This is a genomic window from Polaromonas sp. SP1, from assembly GCF_003711205.1.
In the GTDB taxonomy this organism is placed as follows: Bacteria; Pseudomonadota; Gammaproteobacteria; order Burkholderiales; family Burkholderiaceae_C; genus Polaromonas.
The window spans coordinates 3719256-3741387 of the sequence record NZ_CP031013.1 but is presented as its reverse complement, the minus strand read 5'-3'; the positions used below and the strand labels follow the sequence as shown (position 1 = coordinate 3741387).

Annotated in this window: 23 protein-coding genes, 2 tRNA genes and 1 pseudogene; 10 read left to right on the top strand and 16 right to left on the bottom strand. The window is 63.2% G+C overall.

The window, feature by feature from the left end; genetic code table 11:
• Positions 1–33: 33 nt before the first annotated feature.
• Together DT070_RS17775 and DT070_RS17770 are read left to right on the top strand one after the other, a co-directional pair.
• On the top strand, positions 34–831 hold the full coding sequence (locus tag DT070_RS17775; RefSeq protein WP_228778453.1) for a hypothetical protein: 798 nt from the start codon (positions 34–36) through the stop codon (positions 829–831).
• A 210-nt stretch (positions 832–1041) separates the two neighbouring features.
• Positions 1042–1944 carry a DMT family transporter gene (locus DT070_RS17770; RefSeq protein WP_122956595.1) on the top strand — a complete coding sequence of 301 codons (903 nt, stop codon included), beginning with the start codon at positions 1042–1044 and terminating at the stop codon, positions 1942–1944.
• Positions 1945–1988: 44 nt separating this feature from the next.
• Here DT070_RS17770 and DT070_RS21650 read toward each other — a convergent pair whose 3' ends face one another.
• The 3 genes and pseudogenes from DT070_RS21650 to DT070_RS17760 form a co-directional block, all read right to left on the bottom strand.
• Entirely contained in the window at positions 1989–2348 is a 360-nt protein-coding gene (locus DT070_RS21650; RefSeq protein WP_228778454.1) for a DUF1294 domain-containing protein, read from the bottom strand.
• Between the two features lie 205 nt (positions 2349–2553).
• Positions 2554–2688 (bottom strand): annotated as a pseudogene (locus DT070_RS21645) (DUF1294 domain-containing protein); the annotation flags it as partial.
• A gap of 25 nt (positions 2689–2713) precedes the next feature.
• Positions 2714–3634 (bottom strand): CoA transferase, encoded by a 921-nt coding sequence (locus DT070_RS17760; protein ID WP_122956594.1) that lies wholly within the window; start codon positions 3632–3634, stop codon positions 2714–2716.
• A gap of 226 nt (positions 3635–3860) precedes the next feature.
• On the opposite strand from DT070_RS17760, the gene DT070_RS17755 reads away from it, so the two are divergent.
• Positions 3861–4427 carry a DUF2975 domain-containing protein gene (locus tag DT070_RS17755; protein ID WP_122956593.1) on the top strand — a complete coding sequence of 189 codons (567 nt, stop codon included), beginning with the start codon at positions 3861–3863 and terminating at the stop codon, positions 4425–4427.
• Between the two features lie 24 nt (positions 4428–4451).
• Entirely contained in the window at positions 4452–4700 is a 249-nt protein-coding gene (locus DT070_RS17750) for a helix-turn-helix transcriptional regulator (protein WP_122956592.1), read from the top strand.
• Here DT070_RS17750 and pobA read toward each other — a convergent pair.
• Positions 4679–5848, bottom strand: a complete 1170-nt coding sequence (pobA, locus tag DT070_RS17745; RefSeq protein ID WP_122956591.1) for a 4-hydroxybenzoate 3-monooxygenase — start codon at positions 5846–5848, stop codon at positions 4679–4681. The two genes, DT070_RS17750 and pobA, sit on opposite strands and share 22 nt — an antisense overlap.
• 126 nt (positions 5849–5974) lie before the next feature.
• On the opposite strand from pobA, the gene DT070_RS17740 reads away from it, so the two are divergent.
• Positions 5975–6817 carry an IclR family transcriptional regulator C-terminal domain-containing protein gene (locus DT070_RS17740; protein ID WP_122956590.1) on the top strand — a complete coding sequence of 281 codons (843 nt, stop codon included), beginning with the start codon at positions 5975–5977 and terminating at the stop codon, positions 6815–6817.
• 120 nt (positions 6818–6937) lie between these two features.
• On the opposite strand, the gene DT070_RS17735 is transcribed toward DT070_RS17740, so the two are convergent.
• The 8 genes from DT070_RS17735 to DT070_RS17695 form a co-directional block, all read right to left on the bottom strand.
• Positions 6938–7669: an ABC transporter ATP-binding protein gene (locus DT070_RS17735; RefSeq protein WP_122956589.1), complete on the bottom strand. Its 732-nt coding sequence runs from the start codon at positions 7667–7669 to the stop codon at positions 6938–6940.
• Positions 7670–7783: 114 nt separating this feature from the next.
• Entirely contained in the window at positions 7784–8533 is a 750-nt protein-coding gene (locus tag DT070_RS17730) for an ABC transporter ATP-binding protein (protein ID WP_122956588.1), read from the bottom strand.
• A complete protein-coding gene (locus DT070_RS17725) occupies positions 8526–9548 on the bottom strand; it encodes a branched-chain amino acid ABC transporter permease (RefSeq protein WP_122956587.1) in 1023 nt (340 codons plus the stop codon). Before DT070_RS17725 ends, DT070_RS17730 begins: the two co-directional genes overlap by 8 nt.
• Positions 9549–9660: 112 nt before the next feature.
• Positions 9661–10524, bottom strand: coding sequence for a branched-chain amino acid ABC transporter permease (locus tag DT070_RS17715; RefSeq protein WP_122956586.1), 864 nt, complete (start codon positions 10522–10524; stop codon positions 9661–9663).
• Positions 10525–10532: 8 nt separating this feature from the next.
• The gene (locus tag DT070_RS17710; RefSeq protein ID WP_122956585.1) at positions 10533–11159 is read right to left on the bottom strand and encodes a LysE family translocator; all 627 of its coding nucleotides are present in this window, start codon (positions 11157–11159) and stop codon (positions 10533–10535) included.
• Positions 11160–11265: 106 nt separating this feature from the next.
• Positions 11266–12453, bottom strand: a complete 1188-nt coding sequence (locus DT070_RS17705) for an ABC transporter substrate-binding protein (RefSeq protein ID WP_122956584.1) — start codon at positions 12451–12453, stop codon at positions 11266–11268.
• 151 nt (positions 12454–12604) lie between these two features.
• On the bottom strand, positions 12605–14185 hold the full coding sequence (locus DT070_RS17700) for a benzoate-CoA ligase family protein (protein ID WP_122956583.1): 1581 nt from the start codon (positions 14183–14185) through the stop codon (positions 12605–12607).
• A gap of 96 nt (positions 14186–14281) precedes the next feature.
• Positions 14282–14773, bottom strand: coding sequence for a flavodoxin domain-containing protein (locus tag DT070_RS17695; RefSeq protein ID WP_122956582.1), 492 nt, complete (start codon positions 14771–14773; stop codon positions 14282–14284).
• 176 nt (positions 14774–14949) lie between these two features.
• Between DT070_RS17695 and DT070_RS17690 the strand changes: the two genes are divergently transcribed.
• The 3 genes from DT070_RS17690 to boxB all read left to right on the top strand — a co-directional run bounded on the left by DT070_RS17690 (position 14950) and on the right by boxB (position 19117).
• A complete protein-coding gene (locus DT070_RS17690) occupies positions 14950–15846 on the top strand; it encodes a helix-turn-helix transcriptional regulator (RefSeq protein WP_122957474.1) in 897 nt (298 codons plus the stop codon).
• Between the two features lie 22 nt (positions 15847–15868).
• A complete protein-coding gene (gene boxC / locus DT070_RS17685) occupies positions 15869–17563 on the top strand; it encodes a 2,3-epoxybenzoyl-CoA dihydrolase (RefSeq protein ID WP_369973956.1) in 1695 nt (564 codons plus the stop codon).
• Between the two features lie 129 nt (positions 17564–17692).
• The gene (gene boxB, locus DT070_RS17680; protein WP_122956580.1) at positions 17693–19117 is read left to right on the top strand and encodes a benzoyl-CoA 2,3-epoxidase subunit BoxB; all 1425 of its coding nucleotides are present in this window, start codon (positions 17693–17695) and stop codon (positions 19115–19117) included.
• 108 nt (positions 19118–19225) lie between these two features.
• Here boxB and DT070_RS17675 read toward each other — a convergent pair whose 3' ends face one another.
• The gene (locus tag DT070_RS17675) at positions 19226–19612 is read right to left on the bottom strand and encodes a DUF488 domain-containing protein (RefSeq protein WP_122956579.1); all 387 of its coding nucleotides are present in this window, start codon (positions 19610–19612) and stop codon (positions 19226–19228) included.
• A gap of 115 nt (positions 19613–19727) precedes the next feature.
• On the opposite strand from DT070_RS17675, the gene DT070_RS17670 reads away from it, so the two are divergent.
• Positions 19728–19804: transfer RNA gene (locus DT070_RS17670), tRNA-Pro, on the top strand.
• A 71-nt stretch (positions 19805–19875) separates the two neighbouring features.
• On the opposite strand, the gene DT070_RS17665 is transcribed toward DT070_RS17670, so the two are convergent.
• From DT070_RS17665 to DT070_RS17655, 3 genes are all read right to left on the bottom strand, one after another.
• Positions 19876–20325, bottom strand: a complete 450-nt coding sequence (locus DT070_RS17665) for a response regulator (RefSeq protein ID WP_122956578.1) — start codon at positions 20323–20325, stop codon at positions 19876–19878.
• A 122-nt stretch (positions 20326–20447) separates the two neighbouring features.
• A tRNA-Arg gene (locus tag DT070_RS17660) sits at positions 20448–20524 on the bottom strand.
• A 110-nt stretch (positions 20525–20634) separates the two neighbouring features.
• The gene (locus DT070_RS17655) at positions 20635–21339 is read right to left on the bottom strand and encodes a glutathione binding-like protein (protein WP_122956577.1); all 705 of its coding nucleotides are present in this window, start codon (positions 21337–21339) and stop codon (positions 20635–20637) included.
• Between the two features lie 80 nt (positions 21340–21419).
• Between DT070_RS17655 and DT070_RS17650 the strand changes: the two genes are divergently transcribed.
• The gene (locus tag DT070_RS17650; RefSeq protein ID WP_122956576.1) at positions 21420–22103 is read left to right on the top strand and encodes a hypothetical protein; all 684 of its coding nucleotides are present in this window, start codon (positions 21420–21422) and stop codon (positions 22101–22103) included.
• Positions 22104–22132 lie beyond the last annotated feature (29 nt).

Here is a 22132-nt window from a genome sequence, read left to right as displayed (position 1 = left end):
CCGCTTGTACGAAGAGCCCTCGTGGCGTTCACCATGGCGGCATTCACAGCCTGCGCCTGGCTGGCGCCGCTGGACGCACCGGCCATGCAGCAGGTCGATGCGGGCCTCAAGCGGGCACTGGTGAGCTTTGCGACCGCGCGGCTGCTCAATGCCGTGATCTCCGTCGCGCAGGGCACCGAGGCGTCGGTGCAGCCTTTCGGCGTGGGCGTGACCTTCGCGCCGGGGCAGATCCTCGATCCCGTCAACGACCTGGTCGAGCAGTTTTCGCATCTGATGCTGGCCGCCAGCGTGGCCTTCGGCATCCAGAAAGCGCTGATCAGCATCGGCAGCTACTGGCCCGTGTCACTGGCGCTGAGCGCTGCCGCATTGGGCTGGTGGTGGTGCTACATGCGCCAGCCGCAGGTGCCTGCATGGCTGTCGCGCCTGCTGGTGATATTGCTGATGCTGCGTTTTGCGATTCCCGTGGTCACCCTGGGCAGCGACTTGCTGTGGCAAAAATTCCTGGCGGCTGATTACGTCTCCAGCCAGCAGCTCATCGACCGCACCGCAGGCCAGACCGACAAGCTCAACCCGGCCGTCGCCGCGGCGCCCGACAACCGCGGCATGGTCGAGACGCTGAAAGACTGGCTGGCCAAAAACGGCGACGTGACGAAACACGTGGAGACCCTCAAGCGCGCAGCCGAGCAGGCCACCGAACACATCATCCGGCTCATCGTGATTTTTGTGCTGCAGACGCTGGTGATCCCCTTGCTGCTGCTATGGGCCCTGTATGCCTTTGTCAGGCAGGTGTTTGAGCGGCCCTGGCAAAGGCGTGTCACCGCGCCTGCTTGATCCGGCGGTCTTCGTTATCATGCGATCCATGCAACTCCAGCTTTCTCCCCCCTCCGTCACGCTGTGATGCATCCGGCTTGATGCCGGAATGCGCCCACTGGCCGTGCCGTTCTGTTTTGAACCGCGCGCGGCCTTGCGTTGACGCGCCTGCCTGCTTTTTTCATGCGGTGATCCCGTTTGCAGCAGGCGCACGGATGGAGAACTTCTTTCATGAAAACCCAAACATCGGCCGCCCTGGCCTGGGGTGGCGTCCTGCTTGCGGGCGTTTTGTGGGGTGTGGGCGCTTTGGTTGCCCAGTCTGTGATGGCCGGGGGCATGAGCCCTTACAGCCTTTCCTTGGCGCGTTTTGCGCTGGGCTTGCCGCTCTTGTGGTGGTGGCATTGGCGGCAGAGGGCCGCTGCACTTGAGGCCGCCCAGTGGCGGCATTTGCCGTGGCGGGGCAGGGCGCTTGTCGTCGGCACAGGGCTGGCCATGGCGATGAATGTCACCAGCTGGTTTGTCGGCGTCAGCCATATCGGCGCCGCATTGCCCACCGTGATCTCGATCTGCTGTGCGCCGGTGATCGTGGCATTGCTGTCGGTGCTGCGCGGTTATGAGCGCGCCAGCGGCCGGCTGCTGCTGGCGCTCAGCCTCGCGCTGATCGGTGTGGGCCTGATTGCCTGGCCCGGTGAAGCGCTGAGCCTGCCTGTTCACTATGCGGCTGGCCTGGCGTGGTCGCTGGCGTCGGCAGGCCTCTATGCGCTGGTGGTGCTGGGCAATGCGCGCATGCCGTCGCAGGTTCCCGCTGTGACCGCCTCGGCCTGGAGCATGAGCGCCGCCGCTTTGCTGATGCTGGGCATTGCGCTCGCGCAAGGCATCACCTGGCCGCAGCACGCCACCGCCTGGTTGCAGGTGGGCTATACCGGTGTCGTCACTACCTCGATTGCCTACCTGGCGTTTGCCTGGGGTGCGCGGCGGCTGTCGCCCACCGCCACGGTGGTGGGCACGCTGATTGAAGCGCTGGTGGCTGCCGTGGCGGCCGCGTGGCTGTTTGCCGAGCCGCTGACGGCGCAGCAGGGTGTGGGCGCCTTGCTGCTGGGGGCGGCGATGGTGGTGCTGGCGCGGCGTGCCTAGTTAGCTCTGAGCCGGCAAGTGTGCAAGCTGATCGCCTGGTGGAACTACAGCCAGGCGGTCAGTGATTCTCTCAGGGGCGGCCAAAACAGCCACGCCCCCACCAGTACGGCGTGCGATATCACCATCAGCCAGTAGTCGTCCCGAAAAGACTGTTTGCTCGACTTGTGTCGCAAGACCTGCTGCGCTAGCCACGCACCCGGCCAGCCGCCTGCCAGTGCCAGAAATTGCAAGGTGTTTTCCGGTGTCCGCCACTGGCTGGTCTGCGCGGCATGTTTGTCAACCCAGTACATCCAAAAGGTCAACAAATTGAGCACGAACGATGCAGGAACTATCCACCAGGGCAAGAGCGAAGCCCAGACAGCCCAGAGCAGCAACCCGCCGTAGGCCGCCATGACGAACAGCATGGCCCCGAAACCCCGGCCGCCCGTTGATGTGGTGGTTTGCCTTTGTGAACGAGGCCTCCGTGGGGGGGCTGTCCTCAGCGCGTGAGCGAGCACGGCTTTGCGGCTGCGCGGAGCTGGAGGCCCGCCCCGGCGTTACGCTGATCGCTTCGACCGCCATCGCACGCGGCCCTTTGCCACCAACCTGAATTTCTTCAAAGCTGACCTCCATCCCTTCACGCGGTTGCATACCGCCGCGTAGATCCCGCAGATGGAAAAAGACGTCGGCGCTCGCGGCCGGACTGCGGACGAATCCAAATCCGCGTGCCGCCTCCCAACGGATGATTGTTCCTTGTTTCCTCATGAATGCATGGACCGGCGCGTGAACGCTACTCTGCCAGCGTGTACAGCGGAATGTCCTGCTGCACTGCGAGCTTGTCCAGCTCTTTGCGCGTGCGGGTTTTGAGCCAGGCCTCAATCGCTTCATGCGTGGAAGGCGCAAACATGGCCTTCATGCCGGCGGCCTGCACGCCCGCGGCCGCGCACAGGCTGGCCGCAAAGTGCGGCTCCAGCGCGGCTACCGCGACGCGGCCGTCTTTGCAGGCGTAGACCCGGTAGCCGGCATGGCCGCCGCCGACGGCTGAACCGGGCTGCGTCAGGCCCCAGGCGCGCGGCAGGGCCATATAGGCTGCCGCGCCAGAGAGCGCGACCTCCAGGTACACACCCTTGCCTTTGCTGCGCTGGTGCATCACGGCCTGCAGCACGGCTTCGCTGGCCATCAGCGAACCGCCCATGTCGGCGTACAGCGTGGCGGGCAGATTGAGGCCGGTGATGAGGTCGTTCTCCGCGAGGTAAGTCAGGTCGTGGCCGGGGTCCTCGGCGCGCTCGCCCAGGCTGCCGACGATGGCGACCTGGCTGAGGTGGGGGTGCTGCTTGTGCAAGGCCTTCCATGTCAGCCCCAGCTTGACGAGTGCGGAGGGCCGGAACGACGTGATCAGCACATCGGTTTTGGCGAGTTCGCTGTGCAGCTTTTTCTGGCCGGCTTCGGTCTTGAGGTCGGCGAGGGCGGTGCGCACGCCGTCATGCAGCGCGGCATAGGCCGTGGGGTTGTAGAGCTTCATCGGGTCGCCCGATGCGCCGGCCGGTGCGCCCGCAGGCGCCGGCGGCTCCAGCTTCGCGCAGCTGGCCCCCATCTGCCGGCATCGCATCAGCGCCGCCGGGCCGGGAAGGTTAAGCGCCAGGCTCAACACGCGTACGCCTTTGAGCGGGTGGATAGAAGGTGATTTGCGTGCGGCAGCGGGTGTGAGCATGGTGGAGGGATGGGGTGAAGGATGTCTCTTTATGGAAGGCCGCCTGCTGCGGCGGCCCGGTGCTGTGAGGCCAATTTACCCTAAACCCCGGCCCGGCGGGGTTTGGGGTTGTCGCTGAAAGCCCCAAATTGGTCAAAATAATTTCTGTTTTATAGATATTAATTATTGTTTTGCAGTAATTTATCTGTCACACTGAAACCCTCTTAACAAGGCAAGAGGTGCTCCCTTGAAACACACCATCTCGACGGTCAAGTCCGGCCCTGATGTGCAGGGCATCAGCAGCGTGCTGGCCTGGGCCTGCGCGTTGCTGGCAGTGGCGCTGCCGCTGGCGGTGGCTTATCACCTGCTCAGCACGCCGGTTGAAAGCCTCTTGCTGCGAGCGGGCGTGACGATGTCGGTCTCACAGGCCGCGGCGCTGGACATCACGCTGGGGCAAAAATGCCTGGCGGTGTTGCTCGGCGTTTTGCCGGTGTGCTGCGCGTCTTACGGCCTGGTGTGTGCCATGCGCTGCTTCTCGGGCTTTTCACAGGCCGAATATTTCAGCTTGCGAACGGTCAAATACCTGCGCGGTTTTGCCGCGGGCATTTTTGCCTCGGTGGTGATGGGCGTGGTCTCGTCGACCTTGATCACTGTGGTGTTGACGGCTGGCGCACCGGCAGGCCAGCGCGCGCTGGCGCTGGGCTTTGGCAGCAACGAGCTGCTGACACTCTTGTTTGCCGGCATGGTGTGGCAGATCGCCGCCGTGATGGCCAGGGCCGTGGCGCTGGCGGAAGAAAACGCGCAGTTCGTCTGACGCTTCTCTCTTTCCTTTTTCCGCATGCCCATCGTCGTCAAACTCGATGTGATGCTGTCAGAACGCAAAGCCAGGTCCAAGGACCTGGCCGCGTACGTCGGCATTACCGAAGCCAACCTGTCCTTGCTCAAGCAGGGCAAGGTCAAGGGCGTGCGCTTTGACACGCTGATGCGGATTTGCGAGTTTCTTGATTGCCAGCCGGGCGACCTGCTGGTGTCCCGGCCGGACGTGCCCGGCTCAACGCTCAAACCTCAGAGCGGCAAACCGACATAGTTCTCCGCCAGCGACGTCGAAGCCGCCTGCGAGTTGATCAGGTAGTCGAGTTCGGCCTCCTGGATCTTCTGCCCGAAGCCGCCCGCGTCCGGGAACTTGTGCATGAGCGAGGTGAACCACCATGAAAAGCGCACGGCCTTCCAGACGCGGCGCAGGCAGGTGTCTGAATAATTGTTGATGCCGGCTTCGCTGCCGGCGTAAAACTCTGCCAGCGCGCGGGCCAGGTAGCGCACATCGCTGGCGGCCAGGTTCAGGCCTTTGGCGCCTGTGGGCGGCACGATGTGGGCCGCGTCGCCGGCCAGGAAGAGGCGGCCAAAGCGCATGGGCTCGGCGACAAAGCTGCGCAGCGGGGCGATGCTTTTTTCGATTGACGGCCCGGTGACCAGGCTTTCGGCCAGCTCGGGCGCCAGGCGGCGGCGCAGTTCGTCCCAGAAGGCGTCGTCGCTCCAGTTTTCGACCTTGTCGTCGAGCGAACACTGCACGTAGTAACGGCTGCGCGTGTGGCTGCGCATGCTGCACAGTGCAAAGCCGCGTGCGTGGTTGGCATAGACCAGTTCTTCAGACACCGGCGGTGTGTCTGACAGCACGCCCAGCCAGCCAAAGGGGTAAATGCGTTCATAGGTTGTCAGCGCTGCGGCGGGCACGCTGGCCCGGCTTACGCCGTGAAATCCGTCGCAGCCGGCGATGAAGTCGCATTCGACTTCATGGGCCACGCCGTGCTGCACATAACGCACCTTGGGGTTGGGGCCGTCAAAGTCATGCAGGCTCACGTTCTCGGCTTCATAGGCGGTGGCCAGGCCGGCGGCGGCGCGTGCGTCCATCAGGTCGTGCGTGACTTCCGTCTGGCCGTAGACCATGACTTTCTTGCCGCCGGTGAGCTTGTTCAGGTCGATGCGGTGGTGTGCGCCGCCAAAGCCGAGCGCAAAGCCGCCGTGCACCAGGCCTTCCCTGTGCATGCGCGCGCCCACGCCGGCTTCGTCGAGCAGGTCGGTCGTGCCTTGCTCGAGCACGCCCGCGCGTATGCGGCCCAGCACGTAAGCCTGGCTGCGCTGCTCGATCACGATGGCGTCGATCCCGGCCTTATAGAGCAACTGGCCGAGCAAATGCCCGGCCGGGCCGCCTCCCACGATCGCTACCTGTACACGCATGCTTGTCTCCATCAACGCATTGAGCCTTGTTTCACTGGCCTTGAGGGTAGGCGGCGATGCGTAGTGCGCCTAGGGGCGGCGCGCGCCTTTGCACGATGTTTGGCGTGGTTGTGCGATGATCGCGCAATGGTCACTCCTAAAACCGCTATCAGGCCCGGCGCCTTTCCCATCGCCAAGGCCGACATGATCGAAGGCATGGCCAAGGGCATGGCCGTGCTGGAGAGCTTTGACACCCAGCGCCAGCGCCTGAATGCCACGCTGGCGGCCGAGCGCGCCGGCATCACGCGGGCGGCCGCGCGGCGGCATTTGCTGACGCTGACCCACCTAGGCTACCTGGAAACCGACGGCAGCTATTTCTGGCTGGCGCCCAAGGTCCTGCGCTTTTCAGGCAGTTACCTGGCGACTGCACGTTTGCCGCGCGCCATCCAGCCCGCGCTGAACCGGCTGGCCGCGCAGACCCAGGAATCATTTTCGGTGGCGGTGCTGGATGGCGACGAGATCGTCATCATCGGCCGCAGCGGATTTGAGTGGAAGTCGCCGGCCGACGGCAAGACGGCGCCGGCGCGCGTGCTGGCTTATGGCCTGCACCTGGGCGCGCGCTTGCCCGCACATGCCACGTCCACCGGCCGCATCCTGCTGGCCGCCAAACCCAAGAGCGACTTCAGCGCCTGGCTGAAAACCAAAACAGAAACCGGCAACCTGGCACGGCTGACGCTGCACACCACGACCGATCCGCGCAGGCTCAGGACGCTGGTGGACCAGGTACGCATCGACGACTACTGCCTGGCCAGCGAAGAGCATGAGCTGGGTGTGCACGCGCTGGCCGTACCGCTGCGCGACATGCAGGGCCACACGGTGGCTTCGCTCAATGTGGTGTCGTCGCCGCAGCGGCTGCGGCCTGAGGCCATGCAGCGTGAGCTGCTGCCTTTGCTGCTGGATGCGGCGAGGGAACTGCGCTCTTTGCTGTAGCGCACCCGCAGTTTCTTTGGAAATTTAAAGAAAAAGTGGCTGTAGCCCAGTCGCTGCCTTGGCAAGCTGCTATCAAAATCAGAGCATGAAGCCCCGCGGCTAGACGCCAGACGCTAAACGCTAGACGCCCAGGTATTGCGCCAGCAACTCGGGCTTGGCATGCAGCTCGGCCGAGCTGCCTTCAAACACCACCTGGCCCTTGACCAGGATCACATTGCGGTCGGTGATCTGCGTGACGTGTTTCCAGTTCTTGTCGACGATCACGCTGCTGATGCCGGTTTCGCGGATCAGGCCGCAGATGCGCCAGATGTCTTTGGCAATCAGCGGCGCCAGGCCTTCGGTGGCTTCGTCCAGGATCAGCACGTCCGGGTTGGTCATCAGCGCGCGGCCGATGGTCAACATCTGCTGCTCGCCACCGCTGAGTTGCTGGCCGCCGTGGCCCAGGCGCTCTTTCAGGCGCGGGAAGGTGTCGAGCACGCGGTCATACGTCCAGTCGCGCTGGCCTTTTGTGCCGGGGCGCGCCGCCATCTTGAGGTTTTCAACCACGCTGAGGTTGCCGAAGATACCGCGGCCTTCAGGCACATAGGCGATGCCCAGGCGGGCGATTTCGTAGGGTGGGGCGCCTGTCATGGGCCGGCCGTTGATTGCGACCGAGCCTGAGCGCGGCTTGACCAGGCCCATGATGCTTTTGAGCAGCGTGCTTTTGCCCATGCCGTTGCGGCCCATGAGGCCGATCGTCTCACCGCGCGCGACATGAAAGTCAATGCCGCGCAGCACATGGCTGGCACCGTAATAGGTGTTGATGTCCTGGGCGGCGATCAGGATGTCGATCTGTTTTTCAACCATGCTCATAAATTCTCCAGGCGAGGCCGCAGCGCCGGGCCGCCCCAAGCAAGGCCAGCCCCTGGTGAAGTGAAAGGGGCAGCGCGCCGCAGGCTCGAAGTGAAAAGCGTGGGGGCCATATTCTCAGTGCTCCTCGCCTAGATACGCTGCTTGCACGCCGGCGTCGGCGCGGATCTGCGCGGGCGTGCCGCTGGCAATCACCTGGCCGTTCACCATCACGGTGAGCTTGTCGGCCAGCGTGAAGACGGCGTCCATGTCGTGCTCGACCAGCAGGATGCCGTGGTTTTTCTTGATGGCCAGCAGCAGGGCCACCATGCGCTCGGCTTCGGCCACGCCCATGCCGGCCAGCGGTTCGTCCAGCAGCAGCACCTGCGGCTCGGTGGCCAGCGTCATGGCGATCTCGAGCTGGCGCTGCTCGCCGTGGCTGATGGTCCCGGCAACGGCGTGCTTGCGGCTTTGCAGGCCGGCCAGCTCCAGCGCTTCTTCGGCGCGGGCGTTGACGGCGGCAAAGTTGGTGGCGCGTTTGAGCCAGTGCGCGGCATGGGGTTCGCGCGACTGCGAGGCCAGCCGCACGTTCTCCCACACGCTGAAGGGCAAGAAGATATTGGTCTTCTGGTAGCTGCGGCCCAGGCCCTTGCCCGAGATTTTCTCGGGTGTCCAGCCGGTGACGTCATGCCCGCCCAGCGTGACGGTGCCCGAACTGGGCGGCAAGTCGCCCGAGAGCAGGTTGGTCAGCGTGGATTTGCCGGCGCCGTTGGGGCCGATGACGGCGTGGATGTGGTTGCGCCAGAGGTCGACCGACACATCGTTGACCGCAGCAAGGCCACCAAAACGCTTGGTGAGATTTTTAGCACTGAGGAGGACTTCACTCATGGCCGGCCTCCGTCTTTTCTTTGCGCTGGGTGAATTTCTCCACCAGGCCCAGGATGCCGCGCGGCGCGAAAACCACCAGCAGCACGATAAAAAGCCCCATCCACAGCTGCCAGTGCTTGCCGAGGTTGACGCTGCCCACCTGCGGCAAGTCCTTGAAGACATGCAGCAAATATTCAAACGCAAACGCACCGACGATGGCGCCGGCAAAGTTGCCCATGCCGCCCAGGATCACCATCATGATCGCGTGCGCGCTCATGTGAAAGCCCATCAACTCCGGGTTGATGTAGCCCGTCTGCGTGCCCCACAGGTAGCCGGCCAGGCCCGCCAGCGCGCCGGCCAGCGTGAAGGCCGAGAGCTTGTAGCCGAAGGTGCCAAAGCCCATGGCGCGCATGCGGTGCTCGTTCACGCGGATGCCGGCCAGCGTGCGGCCGAACGGGCTCCAGAGCAGGCGGCGCAAAAAGGCATAGACCAGCAGCAGCGCGCCCAGCGTGAAGTAGTAGAGCGTGACCTTGCTGTCCAGGTCAAACGGCACCCAGCCGAAGATGGCTGCGCTGGGCTTGAAGTTAACGTACAGGCCGTCAGAGCCGCCCAGCGCCTTGTTGTCGAAGAAGAGATAGAACACCATCTGCGCAAACGCCATGGTGACCATGATGAAGTAGATGCCATGCGTGCGCACCACGAAGAAGCCGATGATGAGCGCAGCCAGGCCCGAGGCCAGCACCGCCACCGGCAGCGTCCACCACAGGCTCACCGGCTCACCGGCCGGCGTCAAAAAGGCCAGCGCATAACCCGCCAGCCCAAAGTAGGCTGCATGGCCGAGCGACACCAGGCCGGTCACGCCCTGCAGCAAGTCCAGGCTCATGGCGAAGATGGCCATGATCATCATGCGCGTGACCATCTGGGTGTAGAAGTCGGTGCCGACGAAAGGGAAGGCGACCAGTGCGATCAGGCCCAGCGCCAACGCTACCTGCACGCCGCGCGGCAGGATTTCGAGATTTGCTTTTGCTGAACTCATGAAGCAGACATTGAGAGAGAAGAAACAATTTTCCGCCGGGCCGCCCCAAGGAAAATTAGCCCCCTCGGGGGGCAGCGAAGTACACGAAGTGACGAGCGTGGGGGCCAGGAAGTCATTGCTTGAACAGACCTTCAGGTTTCCACAGCAATACAGCCGCCATCAACATATACACCAGCATGCCGGCCATCGAGGGCAGCAGCACCTTGCCAAAGGTATCGACCAGGCCAACCAGCAGCGCGGAAATCAACGCACCGCGCACCGAGCCGATGCCGCCAATCACCACCACCACAAAACACATGATGAGCACCTGCGAGCCCATGTTGGGGTAGACGCTGGCGACCGGCGCGGCGATCATGCCCGCCACCGCCGCCAGGCCCACGCCCAGCGCAAACACCACGGCATGGATCAGCTTGATGTTGATGCCCAGCGACTCGGCCATGTCGCGGTTAAAGGCACCGGCGCGAATCTTCATGCCCAGGCGTGTGCGCGAGATCATCCAGTACAGGCCGAGCGCGAGCGCGATGCACACGCCCGACATGAAGAGGCGGTAGACCGGATAAGAAAGGTTCTCGGTCAGCGGAACCGAGGCGCTCAGCAGATCGGGAATCGTCACACCGTGCACATCGTCGCCCCAGAGGATGGAGCGCACTTCTTCAAAGATGTAGATCAGGCCGAAGGTCAGCAGCACCTGGTCCAGATGATCGCGTTTGTAGAAATGGCGAAACAGCAGCCACTCGAGCGCCAGGCCGAAGATGACCGACAGCACCGCGCCGCCGATGATCGCCATCGTGAGACTGCCCGTCAGCGTGCTGAGCGACCAGGCGAGGTAGGCGCCCAGCATGTAAAAGCTGCCATGGGCCAGGTTGACCACGCCCATGATGCCGAAGATCAGCGTCAGGCCGGCGGCCAGCATGAACAGCAACAGGCCGTACTGGACGCTGTTGAGTAGCTGGATGAGGAAGTTGGCTAAATCCATAAATCCGATTAGGTGTGGCGGCGGGTGAAGAGCAAGAGACTGCCCATGAGGGTGAAGAGCCCGCCCGAGACGCGGTTGAACCAGCGCACGGCACGGCTGGACCGCAGCAATGGCGCGATGCGTGCCACGCCCAGCGCGCAGCCGCTCAGCACCGTGAACTCAAACGCCATAAAGGTGAGGGCGAGGATGGCGAACTGCGGCACAAAGGGCGCAGCCGGATTCAGGAACTGCGGGAAGAAGGCAGCAAAGAACAGCACGGCCTTGGGGTTGCTGGCGCCGACCAGGAAACCGCGCAGGAAAAACGAACGGCGCTGCGCCGGCGCTTCACCGGCGGCCGGGTCAAACACAGCGGCTTCGCTGCGAAAGGTCTTGATGCCCAGCCAGATCAAATACGCCGCACCCATCACCTTGGCCACCGTGAACGCGGTCTCAGACGCCGCCAGCAGCGCACCCAGGCCCATGGCCGACAGCAGCATCACGCACAGCACCGCGCTCACGCTGCCGGCGACTGACGTCATCGCCTTGCGCGGGCCATGGTTGAGCGCATTCGTCATGCACATCAGCATGGTCGGGCCGGGTGTGAGGATCAGCAGGGCCACTGCTGCGACGTAAAGGAGGTAGGTGGTGAGCGTCATGGGGTGAAGATAGCACTGGTAAAGACCCGTCAGGATGACTTGTGCCGGCTTTCATTCAAAAAAATGGGAGGCCAGAAGACCTCCCATTTCGCTGGAACAGAAGCGATCAGGCCATCTTGCAGCCGGCGCCGGAGTCGGCGAGGGCTTTCGCGGCCACGCCGATCACCTTGTTTTCCTTGTTCTCGACCACGCGCAGGTACATGTCCTGCACCGGGTTGTGCGACGCGCTCATGGTCCATTTGCCGCGCGGGCTGTCAATGACGGCGCCTTCCATGGCCTTGTAGAGCGCCGGTTTGCTGCTCAGGTCGCCCTTGACGGCGTTGGCGCCCTGGATCAGCAGCAGGCCGGTGTCGTAGCCCTGCACGGCGTACACGTCGGGCTGCAACCTGAAGGTCTTGGCGTAGTTCAGGCGGAACTGGCCGTTGCGTTGTGTGGGCAGCGAGTCGCTGTAATGCATGGTGGTGATGATGCCGTTGGCGGCGGGGCCTGCGGCGTCCAGCACGCCTTCGGTCAGGAAGCCGGAGCCGTAGAGGGGAATCTTGTCCTTCAGGCCCGAGGCAGCGTAGTCGCGGATGAACTTGGCGGCGCCGCCGCCGGCGAAGAAGCAGGCGACTGCGTCAGGCTTGAGTGCGGCGATTTCGGTCAGCAGTGCCTGGAACTCGACCTGCGGGAAAGGCAGGCCCAGTTCCTTGACGATGGTGCCGCCCGCAGCGGTGTAGCTTTCCTTGAAGCCCTCAAACGCCTCGTCGCCGGCGGCGTACTTCCAGGTGATCCAGACGGCCTTTTTGTGGCCGCGGTCGACCATGGCTTTGCCCAGGGCGCGCGTGGGCTGTGAATTGCTGAACGACGTGCGGAACACATTGGGCGCGCACAGGCTGCGGGTGGCGGCATGCACGCCGGCGTTGGGGATCAGGCTCAGCACGCCGGTGTCGCGCGCGACTTTCTGGATGCCCATCTGCACGCCGGAGTGCACGGTGCCGACCAGCACGTCGACCTTGTCGCGCTGCACCAGCTTGTTGGCGTTTTCAATGCCCTTGGAAGGTTCGGACTCGTCGTCCACCTTGAAGTATTCGATCTCGCGGCCGCCGAGCTTGCCGCCTTGTTCGTTGATGGCCATGCGAAAGCCGTTTTCAATCGCCACGCCGAGCTGGGCGAAGGTGCCGGTGTAGGGCAGCATGAAACCCACGCGAACCTTGGCGGATTGCGCACGCACGATCTCGGGCAGCAAAAGGCCGGTGGAGGCGGCGCCGATCACGGCAGCGCTACGGGTCAGTACAAGTCGGCGTGAAGTCATGGAATAGCTCCTGGTTGAGACTGAAAACGGTTAGACGAATAGTAAGCGTGCGTTACCCGAGCGGCCCTAGTGTAAAACCCGAGATTGAGGATTAAATTGTTTACGCTTAAAGCAATACCCGTGCCCGCTTTGCCTGGGGTAGCGGGCATTTTTACGCCGTGCCCTGGCGCAGCTTGAAGCGCTGGATCTTGCCGGTGGCGGTTTTCGGCAGCTCACCGACGAACTCGATCCAGCGCGGGTATTTGTAAGGCGCCAGTTGCTGCTTCACATGGGCCTTGAGTTCGTCCATGGTGGCGGCCTGGCCGGGCTTGAGCACCACATAAGCCTTGGGCTTGATGAGCTGGTCGTCGTCGGCCACGCCGATCACGGCCACTTCCAGCACGGCGGCGTGTGTCATCAGGCTGGCCTCTACTTCAAACGGCGAGACGTAAATGCCGCCGACCTTCAGCATGTCGTCGCTGCGCCCGCCGTAGGTGTAGTAGCCGTCGGCGTCACGTGTGTACTTGTCGCCGCTTTTGGTCCATTCGCCGGCAAAGGTGGCCTTGGTCTTGGCGCGGTTGTTCCAGTACATGATGGCCGCGCTCGGTCCGCTGATCTGCAGCTCGCCGATCTCGCCGTCCCCGCATTCGCGCCCGTCGTCGCCGATGATGCGCAGCGCATAGCCGGGCACCGCCTGGCCGGTGGTGCCGTAGCGCACCTGGCCGGGCCGGTTGCTCAAGAAGATGTGCAGCATTTCGGTCGAGCCGATGCCGTCGAGGATTTCGCAGCCGTAGTGGGCTGTCCATTTCTTGCCGATCTCTGCGGGCAGCGCCTCACCGGCGCTGGTGCACACGCGCAGGCGCAGTTCTGATTTCGCCGGTTTGGCCGGGTCGGCCAGCAGGGCGGCGTACAGCGTGGGTACGCCGTAAAAGATCGTGGGCTGGTATTTTTTGAGCAGCGCAAACACGTCGGCCGGGGCAGGGCGCGCCGGCAGCAGCACGGTGGTGGCGCCTACGCTCATCGGAAAGGTAAGCGCATTGCCCAGGCCGTAGGCAAAGAACAGCTTGGCGGCCGAATACACCACGTCGGATTCACGGATGCCCAGCACGCCGCGGCCATACAGCTCGGCCGTCTGGACCAGGTGGCTGTGCAGGTGCACCGTGCCCTTGGGCGTGCCGGTGGAGCCGCTCGAATACAGCCAGAAGCAGGCGTCGTCGGCGCAGGTGTTTGCTATGGTTTTGGTAGCGGGATGTCCAGCCAGCATGCTGGCCAGGGCCGGATAAGGCGATGAATCGTCGGTGCCGGCGAGGATCACGGTCTTGAGCGTGTCTATCTTGCCGATCAGCGGCTCAAACGAGGGCAGCAGCGCCTTCGAAACGACAAGGCCCTGGGCGCGCGAGTCGCGCAGCATGAAGTCGAAGTCCTGCGTCGTCAGCAGCGTATTGGCCGCCACCGGCACCACGCCGGCCAGGATGCAGCCCAGAAAAACGACGGGCCATTGCGGCGTGTCCAGCATCGCCAGCAGCACGCGGCTTTCAGGCGTGAAGCCCTTGGCGCGCAGGGCGTTGGCAAAGCGGTGCGATTGGTCGGTGAGCTCGCCGTAGGTCAGCTGCTCGCCCGTCAGCGCATCCATAAACGCCACCTTGCCGGTGCGCGAGGCGTTGCGTGCCAGCAGGTCGTGCGCGGCGTTGTAGTCGCGCGGGATCGTCACCAGGGGCGGGCTGGCCGAGTGGTCAGCGCTGCTTGTTTGCATGCTTGTCTCCAGATTGCTCTTGTTCTTGTTTGCTATTATTTTTATAGCTTCCTGCCAAGGCAGGGATTGGGCTAGAGCCCTTTTGACCAATAAATCTCAGGCGGTGGCCGGGCTGGCCCCCAGCGTCTGCAGCGCGCCGGCCAGCCAGGTGCGGCACCACTCAGTGCCTTCGGTTTCGGGCATGGTGCCGCTGCTGGCGTCGTGCAGCCAGACGTCGCCGATGCGCTGCGCGCCCAGGTCCGTCAGGCGCTCGTCGAATTTTTTGCCGCCAAAGCAGAAGGTCTGCATATAAGTACGGTCGCCCAGCGCAATGACGCCGTAGCGCACATGGCCCAGGAACTGCGGGTTGGCGCCCAGCGATTCGTACAGCGCGCGGGCGTTGTCGGGCACATCGCCGGAGCCGTAAGTGGACGTGCAGATGAGATAAAGTGCATCTTCCGCGTTCGCGGCGTCAAACACGCTGATGTCCAGGTTGTCCATCAGCTGCACTTCAATCTCACTCACCAGGTCGGCGCAATCCATCTGGATTGCCTGCGCCACATAGTCGGCGGTGCTGGTCATGGTGCCTACGAGGATTTTGAGTTTCATATCGGGTCCGATCATCCTGAGGTTAGCGAAGGACGGATAAAAGATGCAATAAACTGCTTGACATCGATTTAACCTGAAGTATACTGCAATTCATCGAGGGCGCAAGCCCAGAAACCCCAAAAACCGATTTTTTGCGACTTTCCACGACTTTTCTCCACAGGTGCCGTTTGGAAACCATGTCTGACCAGGAATCGAAAGCCACGCTCAGCGAACTGGGCGCCCGCGTACGCGCCTGGCGTGCCCGCCGCGGCATGACGCGCAAGCAGCTGGCTTCCGACTCCGGCCTGAGCGAACGCTTTCTGGCTGACGTGGAGACGGGCAAGGGCAATGTCTCCATCAATTCGCTCGAGGCCGCCGCCCGCGCACTGAACATTTCCATTCTTGAACTGCTGCAGGACGCCCCGCGCCCGGCGCTGGCACGCGTGCAAGGCCTGCTGACCCGGCTGGACGATACCCAACTCGACCAGGCCTACGGCATGCTCGGCAGCACCTTCGGCCTGAGTGACTCGCAGGGGCGCGAGCAGCGCATTGCCTTGATCGGCCTGCGTGGCGCCGGCAAGTCCACGCTGGGCAGCCAGCTGGCGGCCGAGCGCGGCGTGCCTTTTATCGAGCTGGACCGCGAGATCGAGCGCGAAGCCGGCACCAGCATGAATGAAATTTTGCTGCTGCACGGGCAGGCCGGCTACCGCCGCTATGAGCGCCGCGCGCTCTTCCGCATCGCCGAGGACCACCCCGGCGGCGTGGTGATGACCACCGGCGGAAGCATCGTCAGCGAGCGCGAAACCTTTGACCTGCTGCAAAGCCGTTTTTACTGCGTGTGGCTCAAGGCCAGCCCTGAAGAGCACATGGCCCGCGTGGTCGCCCAGGGCGACATGCGGCCTTTCGACACCACACGCGGCGCCACCAGCGAAGCGATGGAAGACCTGCGCCGCATCCTCTCAAGCCGCGAGGCGCTGTATGCCCGCGCCGACGCCGTGGTCGACACGGCAGCGCGCACACTGAAGCAAAGCCTGAAAGACCTGGAACGCGCCGTTCCCAAAACATCCGTTCGCGACAACGCCGAACGGGACTAACTGGAGCCCCCCCATGAACGCCATGACAGAACCCCTTTTGTTCAAGCAGGTCATCGAAGGCCAGGAGCGCGAGCTCGTGAGCTTTTCCACCCACCCCGCCAAGTACCAGCACTGGACGCTGAGCGTGGAGGGCGATGTTGCGCGCCTGAAGCTCGACATCAACGAAGACGGCGGCATCAAGCCCGGCTACAAGCTCAAGCTCAACAGCTACGACCTGGGCGTCGACATCGAGCTGCACGACGCCATCAACCGCATCCGCTTTGAGCACCCCGCCGTCAAGGTGGTGGTGTTTGAATCGGGCAAGGAAAAGATCTGGTGCTCGGGGGCCAACATCTACATGCTGGGCCTGTCGACCCACGGCTGGAAGGTCAACTTCTGCAAATTCACCAACGAAACCCGCAACGGCCTGGAAGACTCTTCGCGCCATGACGGCCTCAAGGCCATCGCTTCCGTGACGGGCGCCTGCGCCGGCGGCGGCTACGAGCTGGCCCTGGCCTGCGACCGCATCATCATGGTGGACGACCGCTCTTCCACCGTCAGCCTGCCTGAGGTGCCCTTGCTCGGCGTGCTGCCCGGCACCGGCGGCCTGACCCGCGTGACCGACAAGCGCAAGGTGCGCCGCGACCTGGCCGACATCTTCTGCACCACCAGCGAAGGCGTGCGCGCCGACCGCGCCAAGGACTGGAAGCTGATCGACGCGCACGCCAAGCCGCAGCAGTTCGGTGAGCTGCTTGCTACAGAAATTGAAGCACTCCGTGCACAATCCACGCGGGCTGCAGCCTCAAAAGGCATTGAACTCACGCCGCTGAGAGCGCTCATCGACGACACCGGTTACCACTACAGCATCGTCGACGCACAGGTCGATCGCGAAAAACGCATCGCCACCATCACCGTCAAGGCGCCCGCCGTGGCCATCGAGTCCACGCCTGAAACCATCGAAGCTGCCGGTGCCAACTGGTACCCGCTGAAGCTGCAGCGCGAGCTCGACGACGCCATCCTCAACCTGCGCACGAATGAACTGGAAGTCGGCACCTGGGTCATCAAGACCACCGGCGACGCCGGCCAGGTCATCCGCATGGACGGCGTGTTGGCCAATCTCAAAGACCACTGGCTGGTGAAAGAAACCACGGGCGCGCTGCGCCGCACGCTGGCCCGGCTGGACGTGACCAGCCGTTCATTGATTGCGCTGGCCGATGCGGGTTCGTGCTTTGCCGGCACCTTCTACGAGCTGGCCCTGGCCTGCGACCGCATTTACATGCTGGATTTGCCCGATGCCCCCGACAGCGCACCCGCACTGCAACTGAGCGCCGCCAACTTTGGCTGGTTCCCTGCGGTAAATGGCCTTACGCGTCTGCAGACGCGTTTCTGCGAAGACGCCGCCACGATTACGCAGCTGCAAAAACTCGGCGACAGCCCGCTGCGCGCCGACCAGGCGCTGGCGCTGGGCCTGGTCACCCTGACGCCCGACGACATCGACTGGGAAGACGAGATCCGCATCATGCTGGAAGAGCGTGCGTCGCTCTCGCCTGACGCGATGACGGGCATGGAAGCCTCGCTGCGCTTTCCCGGTAAAGAGACGATGGAGACGCGTGTTTTTGGGCGCCTGTCTGCCTGGCAGAACTGGATCTTCATTCGTCCGAATGCGGTTGGGGAAGACGGCGCGCTCAAGCTCTTCGGAACGGGCAAAAAAGCCAAGTTCGATTGGAAGAGGGTGTAACCCCCCGAAGCGCCTGCGGCGCCTCCCCCCCAGGGGGCGCCACCTGCGGCCCGGCAAAGCCGGTTCCGCGCTGGCACTGGTACAGACATCGCTACTGCCGCCTAGAAACTTATTTGATGGAAGAACGACATGAGCTCTATTGACCTGCAAGCCCTCATCCCCAACAACGTCCACCTCGGCGAAAACCGCCAGCTCCAGCGCGCGCTCGAGCATTGGCAACCGGCCTTCCTGAACTGGTGGGACGAAATGGGCCCCAGCGACTTCAAGGCCAAAGAAGTCTATTTGCGCACCGCCGTGGGCGTGGACGCTTCGGGCTGGGCCAGCTACGGCTACACGCCGATGCCGGATTACCGCTGGGGCATCTTCCTGGCCGACAAGGAAGAAGGCCGAAAGATCGGTTTTGGCGACCACATGGGTGAAGACGTGTGGCAGGAAGTGCCCGGCGAATACCGCTCGACCTTCCGCCGCCTCATCGTGACGCAGGGCGACACCGAGCCGGCGTCTGTTGAGCAGCAGCGCCTCCTGGGCCACACCGCGCCCTCGCTGTATGACCTGCGCAACCTGTTCCAGGTCAACGTCGAGGAAGGCCGCCACCTCTGGGCCATGGTGTATCTGCTGCACGCGCACTTTGGCCGCGACGGCCGTGAAGAAGCGGAAGAGCTGCTCATGCGCCACAGCGGCGACGCCGACAAGCCGCGCATCCTGGGCACCTTCAATGAGCCCATGGACAACTGGCTTAGTTTCTTCATGTTCACCTACTTTACCGACCGCGACGGGAAGTTCCAGCTCAAGTCATTTGCCGAATCCGCCTTTGACCCGCTGGCGCGCACCACGCGCTTCATGCTGACGGAAGAAGCCCACCACATGTTTGTGGGTGAAACCGGCGTGGGCCGCGTCATCAAGCGCACGCTGGAAGTGATGAAGGAGCTGGACACCGACGACGTGGCCACGCTGCGCAAGGCCGGCGTGATCGACCTGCCCACCGTTCAGAAATTCATGAACTTCTGGTTTACCTCGTCGCTGGACCTGTTTGGTTCAGAAGCGTCCTCCAACGCCGCCAACTACTTCAGCAACGGCATCAAGGGCCGTCCGGACGAAGCCAAATTTGCCGACCACGTCGAGCTGGAAACCGAGATGAGCATCGTCGTGCCGAACGGGCAGGGCGGTGTGAAGAACGAGACGATTTCGACCCGCAACGGCATGAATGAAATCACGCGCCTTGAATACGTGAAAGACTGCAACGTCGGTGTGACGCGCTGGAACATGGGCATCAAGCGCGCCGGTGTGGACTTTGAACTGACGCTGCCGTCCACGCGTTTTCGCCGCGAAGTCGGTGCCTGGGCAGGCAACTTCACCGATCCGCTGGGCAACCCGATCACAGCTGCGGAGTTTGAAGCCAAGAAAGACCAGTGGCTGCCGACGCCGGCCGACACGGCTTTTGTGAAAAGCCTGATGAACAAGGTGACCGAGCCCGGAAAGATGGCCGCGTGGATTGCGCCGCCGGACCGCGGTATCAATGCGAACCCGCTTGAGTACGAGTACGTCAAGTTATAAGCCCCCACGGTCGCTCACTGCGTGTAGCTTCCTGCCCCCCGAGGGGGCCGCCCGCCCTACGGCCCGGCAAAGCCGGTTCCGGGGCTCAGACTTGGTTTTGTGTACCAACTAGGCTATGTCTGCGCTGCGCTCTTTGAGCAAGCTCCGCAGCAGCGAACGATGGCAACGCGCCTCGTTCTCGCAATAGCAGCCCATTGAGAAGTTGGCCTGGTGCGACAGCGCCGCGAGCAAATCCAGGTTGCGGCTGGCGTCGGCGTCGTTCATCTCGGCGCGGTACTTCTTGCTGAAGGCCGCCCAGTCCTTGTCGGATTCGACGGACTGGCCGAGCTTCATGGTCTCTACGCTGGGGGCGAGGTTGGGGTACCACACGTCGTACCAGTTGCCCGAGGAGAACTCGCTTTTGGGTACACCGCGCGGCGGGCGCCGGACGGTGCCTATGCGCAGACCCTCATCGGCACTTCGGGGGGTTCCCAGCCTCACGATCCTGATGGCCATGGTGGTCTCCTTGTCTTTGTTGGCGGGTGATTTTGGCAGGCTTTCGCGTCTGGCCTGAAGAAAGTGAGCCGAGGGCTGAAAAGTGCGCGGGTTCGAGCTATAATATTGGACTAGTCGGAGTGTGGCGCAGTCTGGTAGCGCACCTGGTTTGGGACCAGGGGGTCCAAGGTTCGAATCCTTGTACTCCGACCATAAAAACCCAAAAAAGCCCACGAAAGTGGGCTTTTTTACGTCTGTACCCAGCGCAGCCGGCTGAGCTTGCCTCAGGGGCCCAGGTTGACCAGCGGTGCGAAATTGGACGTGCGCCAGTATTCGCGCAACTGCTCCAGTTTTTCCTGAAAATCCCGAAAGTGCAGCGGCTTGCGTACATAGCTGTTGAGCCCGCCTTTAAGAGCCATGACAGCCTTGGAGCTTTCCGGTGAGGCGGTCAGCATGACCACGGGGACAAAGAAGGTTCGCGGGTCGCCGCGCATGCGCTGCATGACCTCCAGCCCGCTCATGCCGGGCAGGCCCAGGTCCAGCATGACGAATTCGGGTGGCTGGTCGTGCGGCCGCGCGCTGTAGGCGCCTTCGCAGAAAAGGTAGTCGAGCGCCTCGCTGCCGTCGCGGGCAACGATGATTTCGTGGTCCGCGCCGTTTTCATGCAACGTGACCATGGTGAGTTCGGCGTGATCGGGGTTGTCCTCAACCAGCAGCATGGTGGGTCGGGTCATTGGGGGGTGTCCTCACCTGTGGCGCTGTGGCCGAAGAAACCAATGTATACCCCGGCAGCAGTCGCGCCTGTCAGCAAAGTTCGCCGGTATTGAGGCCTGCGGTGGTGTGTGGCGCCGTGAAGTGGCCTGCCCGGAGGGGATCGAACCCCCGACCCTCAGCTTAGAAGGCTGATGCTCTATCCGACTGAGCTACGGGCAGTTTGTGTGTGAAAGCCGGGGCAAGGCCGCGCGTTGGCGGCTGCCGTCTCCAGCTCGTCGCGAATCATACCTTCAATCGATGGCCGGGCTGGGGGGCCGGCGCTCGCCGGTTCAGCGCTTTTCGTACTGCGTCTTGCCAAAGAGGACTTCTCGCGCCTTGTCGTCGGTGATCGGCCGGCGCAGGTCGGCCATCACCGCCACGCCGCGCTGGACGGCCGGGCGCTCGCTGATCAGGTCGAACCATTGCTTCAGGTGCGGGTAATCGGCCCAGGCTATCCCGTGGTTTTGCCAATTGCGCAGCCAGGGGAAGATGGCGATGTCGGCGATGGTGTATTCGTCGCAGGCGATGAATTGGCTGACGGCCAGTTGCCTGTCCATCACGCCGTAAAGCCGTTTGGTCTCGTTGGTGTAGCGGTTGATGGCGTATTCGACCTTTTCGGGTGCGTACTGGCGGAAGTGGTGCGTCTGGCCGATCATCGGGCCGACGCCGCCCATCTGGAACATCAGCCATTGCAGCACCTGAAACTTCAGCCGGTCGCTTTTTGGCAAAAATTGCCCGGTTTTGGCGGCCAGGTAGAGCAGGATGGCGCCGGATTCAAACACCGACATCGGCTTGCCGTCGGGCCCGACCGGGTCTGTCAGGGCCGGGATCTTGTTGTTCGGGCTGATGGCGAGGAACTCTGGCTTGAACTGGTCGCCGGTGCCGATGTTGACGGGGATGGCTTGCCAGTCGCGGCCCAGGCGCAAACCGCATTCTTCCAGCATGATGTGGACCTTGTGCCCGTTGGGCGTAGGCCATGAGTAAACATTGATCATTGGTACGTCCTTGACTAACATATGATGTTTGCGCCGCCTCTGCGCGGGGTTTGCTGCACTTTAAGAGAAAAGACAAAACCATGTTCGAACGGCTCAAGAAAGTCTTTGTTGCGGGTAAGGCGGATGCCAGGGATTCGCAGGCCCCGGAAGACCCTGTGTCTGAGTGGGCCGGCACGCGCGGGTTTTCATACACCGGCATGGACGGCAAGGGCTTTGCGCTCAAGGGCACGATCAGCGGCAAACCCTGGAAGATGGAGCGCGGCCGCGCCTCACGCGACTACATCCGCGGCGAGGAGCTGAGGGCCCGCGGCGAGGTCAAGGTCAACGACGACGTCTCGGTGCTGATCATGAACAGGCCCTTGAAAGAAGCGCTGGAAAAGCGCGCCTACCAGGCCTACACCGACACCCTGCAAACCACCGCCGACCCCAGCCTGCCCGAAGAAATGCGCTGGCTGGCCATGTACTCCGAAGTGGGCTGGGAAAGCCTGCCCAAGCCGTTCTGGCAGCGTTATGCGGTGATGGCCGACCAGCGCATCCATGCGCAGGCCTGGCTGGATTCGCACCTGGTCGAGTTGCTGATGTCCTGGCCCGAGCCTTCACCGGATCCGCAGGTGCCGTTTATTTTGATGGTGCTGCGCGGCAAGACTTACCTGCGCATGCAATACACCCCCGCCGACATCCCGACGCTGGAGCATGCGGCGCAAATCTTCACCAGCGCCTGCGAGTCGGCCATTGCGGGCCTGACGAACGACATCACGATCTGAGCGTCCGCCCGGCCACGGCGCTCTGTGCC

Bases quoted from the DNA above. Each gene is read 5' to 3' on its own strand.
- DT070_RS17775 (WP_228778453.1), top strand. From the start codon at position 34: ATGGCGGCATTCACAGCCTGCGCCTGGCTGGCGCCGCTGGACGCACCG.
- DT070_RS17770 (WP_122956595.1), top strand. From the start codon at position 1,042: ATGAAAACCCAAACATCGGCCGCCCTGGCCTGGGGTGGCGTCCTGCTT.
- DT070_RS21650 (WP_228778454.1), bottom strand. From the start codon at position 2,348: ATGCTGTTCGTCATGGCGGCCTACGGCGGGTTGCTGCTCTGGGCTGTC.
- DT070_RS17760 (WP_122956594.1), bottom strand. From the start codon at position 3,634: ATGCTCACACCCGCTGCCGCACGCAAATCACCTTCTATCCACCCGCTC.
- DT070_RS17750 (WP_122956592.1), top strand. From the start codon at position 4,452: ATGCCCATCGTCGTCAAACTCGATGTGATGCTGTCAGAACGCAAAGCC.
- pobA (WP_122956591.1), bottom strand. From the start codon at position 5,848: ATGCGTGTACAGGTAGCGATCGTGGGAGGCGGCCCGGCCGGGCATTTG.
- DT070_RS17740 (WP_122956590.1), top strand. From the start codon at position 5,975: ATGGTCACTCCTAAAACCGCTATCAGGCCCGGCGCCTTTCCCATCGCC.
- DT070_RS17735 (WP_122956589.1), bottom strand. From the start codon at position 7,669: ATGAGCATGGTTGAAAAACAGATCGACATCCTGATCGCCGCCCAGGAC.
- DT070_RS17730 (WP_122956588.1), bottom strand. From the start codon at position 8,533: ATGAGTGAAGTCCTCCTCAGTGCTAAAAATCTCACCAAGCGTTTTGGT.
- DT070_RS17725 (WP_122956587.1), bottom strand. From the start codon at position 9,548: ATGAGTTCAGCAAAAGCAAATCTCGAAATCCTGCCGCGCGGCGTGCAG.
- DT070_RS17715 (WP_122956586.1), bottom strand. From the start codon at position 10,524: ATGGATTTAGCCAACTTCCTCATCCAGCTACTCAACAGCGTCCAGTAC.
- DT070_RS17710 (WP_122956585.1), bottom strand. From the start codon at position 11,159: ATGACGCTCACCACCTACCTCCTTTACGTCGCAGCAGTGGCCCTGCTG.
- DT070_RS17705 (WP_122956584.1), bottom strand. From the start codon at position 12,453: ATGACTTCACGCCGACTTGTACTGACCCGTAGCGCTGCCGTGATCGGC.
- DT070_RS17700 (WP_122956583.1), bottom strand. From the start codon at position 14,185: ATGCAAACAAGCAGCGCTGACCACTCGGCCAGCCCGCCCCTGGTGACG.
- DT070_RS17695 (WP_122956582.1), bottom strand. From the start codon at position 14,773: ATGAAACTCAAAATCCTCGTAGGCACCATGACCAGCACCGCCGACTAT.
- DT070_RS17690 (WP_122957474.1), top strand. From the start codon at position 14,950: ATGTCTGACCAGGAATCGAAAGCCACGCTCAGCGAACTGGGCGCCCGC.
- boxC (WP_369973956.1), top strand. From the start codon at position 15,869: ATGACAGAACCCCTTTTGTTCAAGCAGGTCATCGAAGGCCAGGAGCGC.
- boxB (WP_122956580.1), top strand. From the start codon at position 17,693: ATGAGCTCTATTGACCTGCAAGCCCTCATCCCCAACAACGTCCACCTC.
- DT070_RS17675 (WP_122956579.1), bottom strand. From the start codon at position 19,612: ATGGCCATCAGGATCGTGAGGCTGGGAACCCCCCGAAGTGCCGATGAG.
- DT070_RS17665 (WP_122956578.1), bottom strand. From the start codon at position 20,325: ATGACCCGACCCACCATGCTGCTGGTTGAGGACAACCCCGATCACGCC.
- DT070_RS17655 (WP_122956577.1), bottom strand. From the start codon at position 21,339: ATGATCAATGTTTACTCATGGCCTACGCCCAACGGGCACAAGGTCCAC.
- DT070_RS17650 (WP_122956576.1), top strand. From the start codon at position 21,420: ATGTTCGAACGGCTCAAGAAAGTCTTTGTTGCGGGTAAGGCGGATGCC.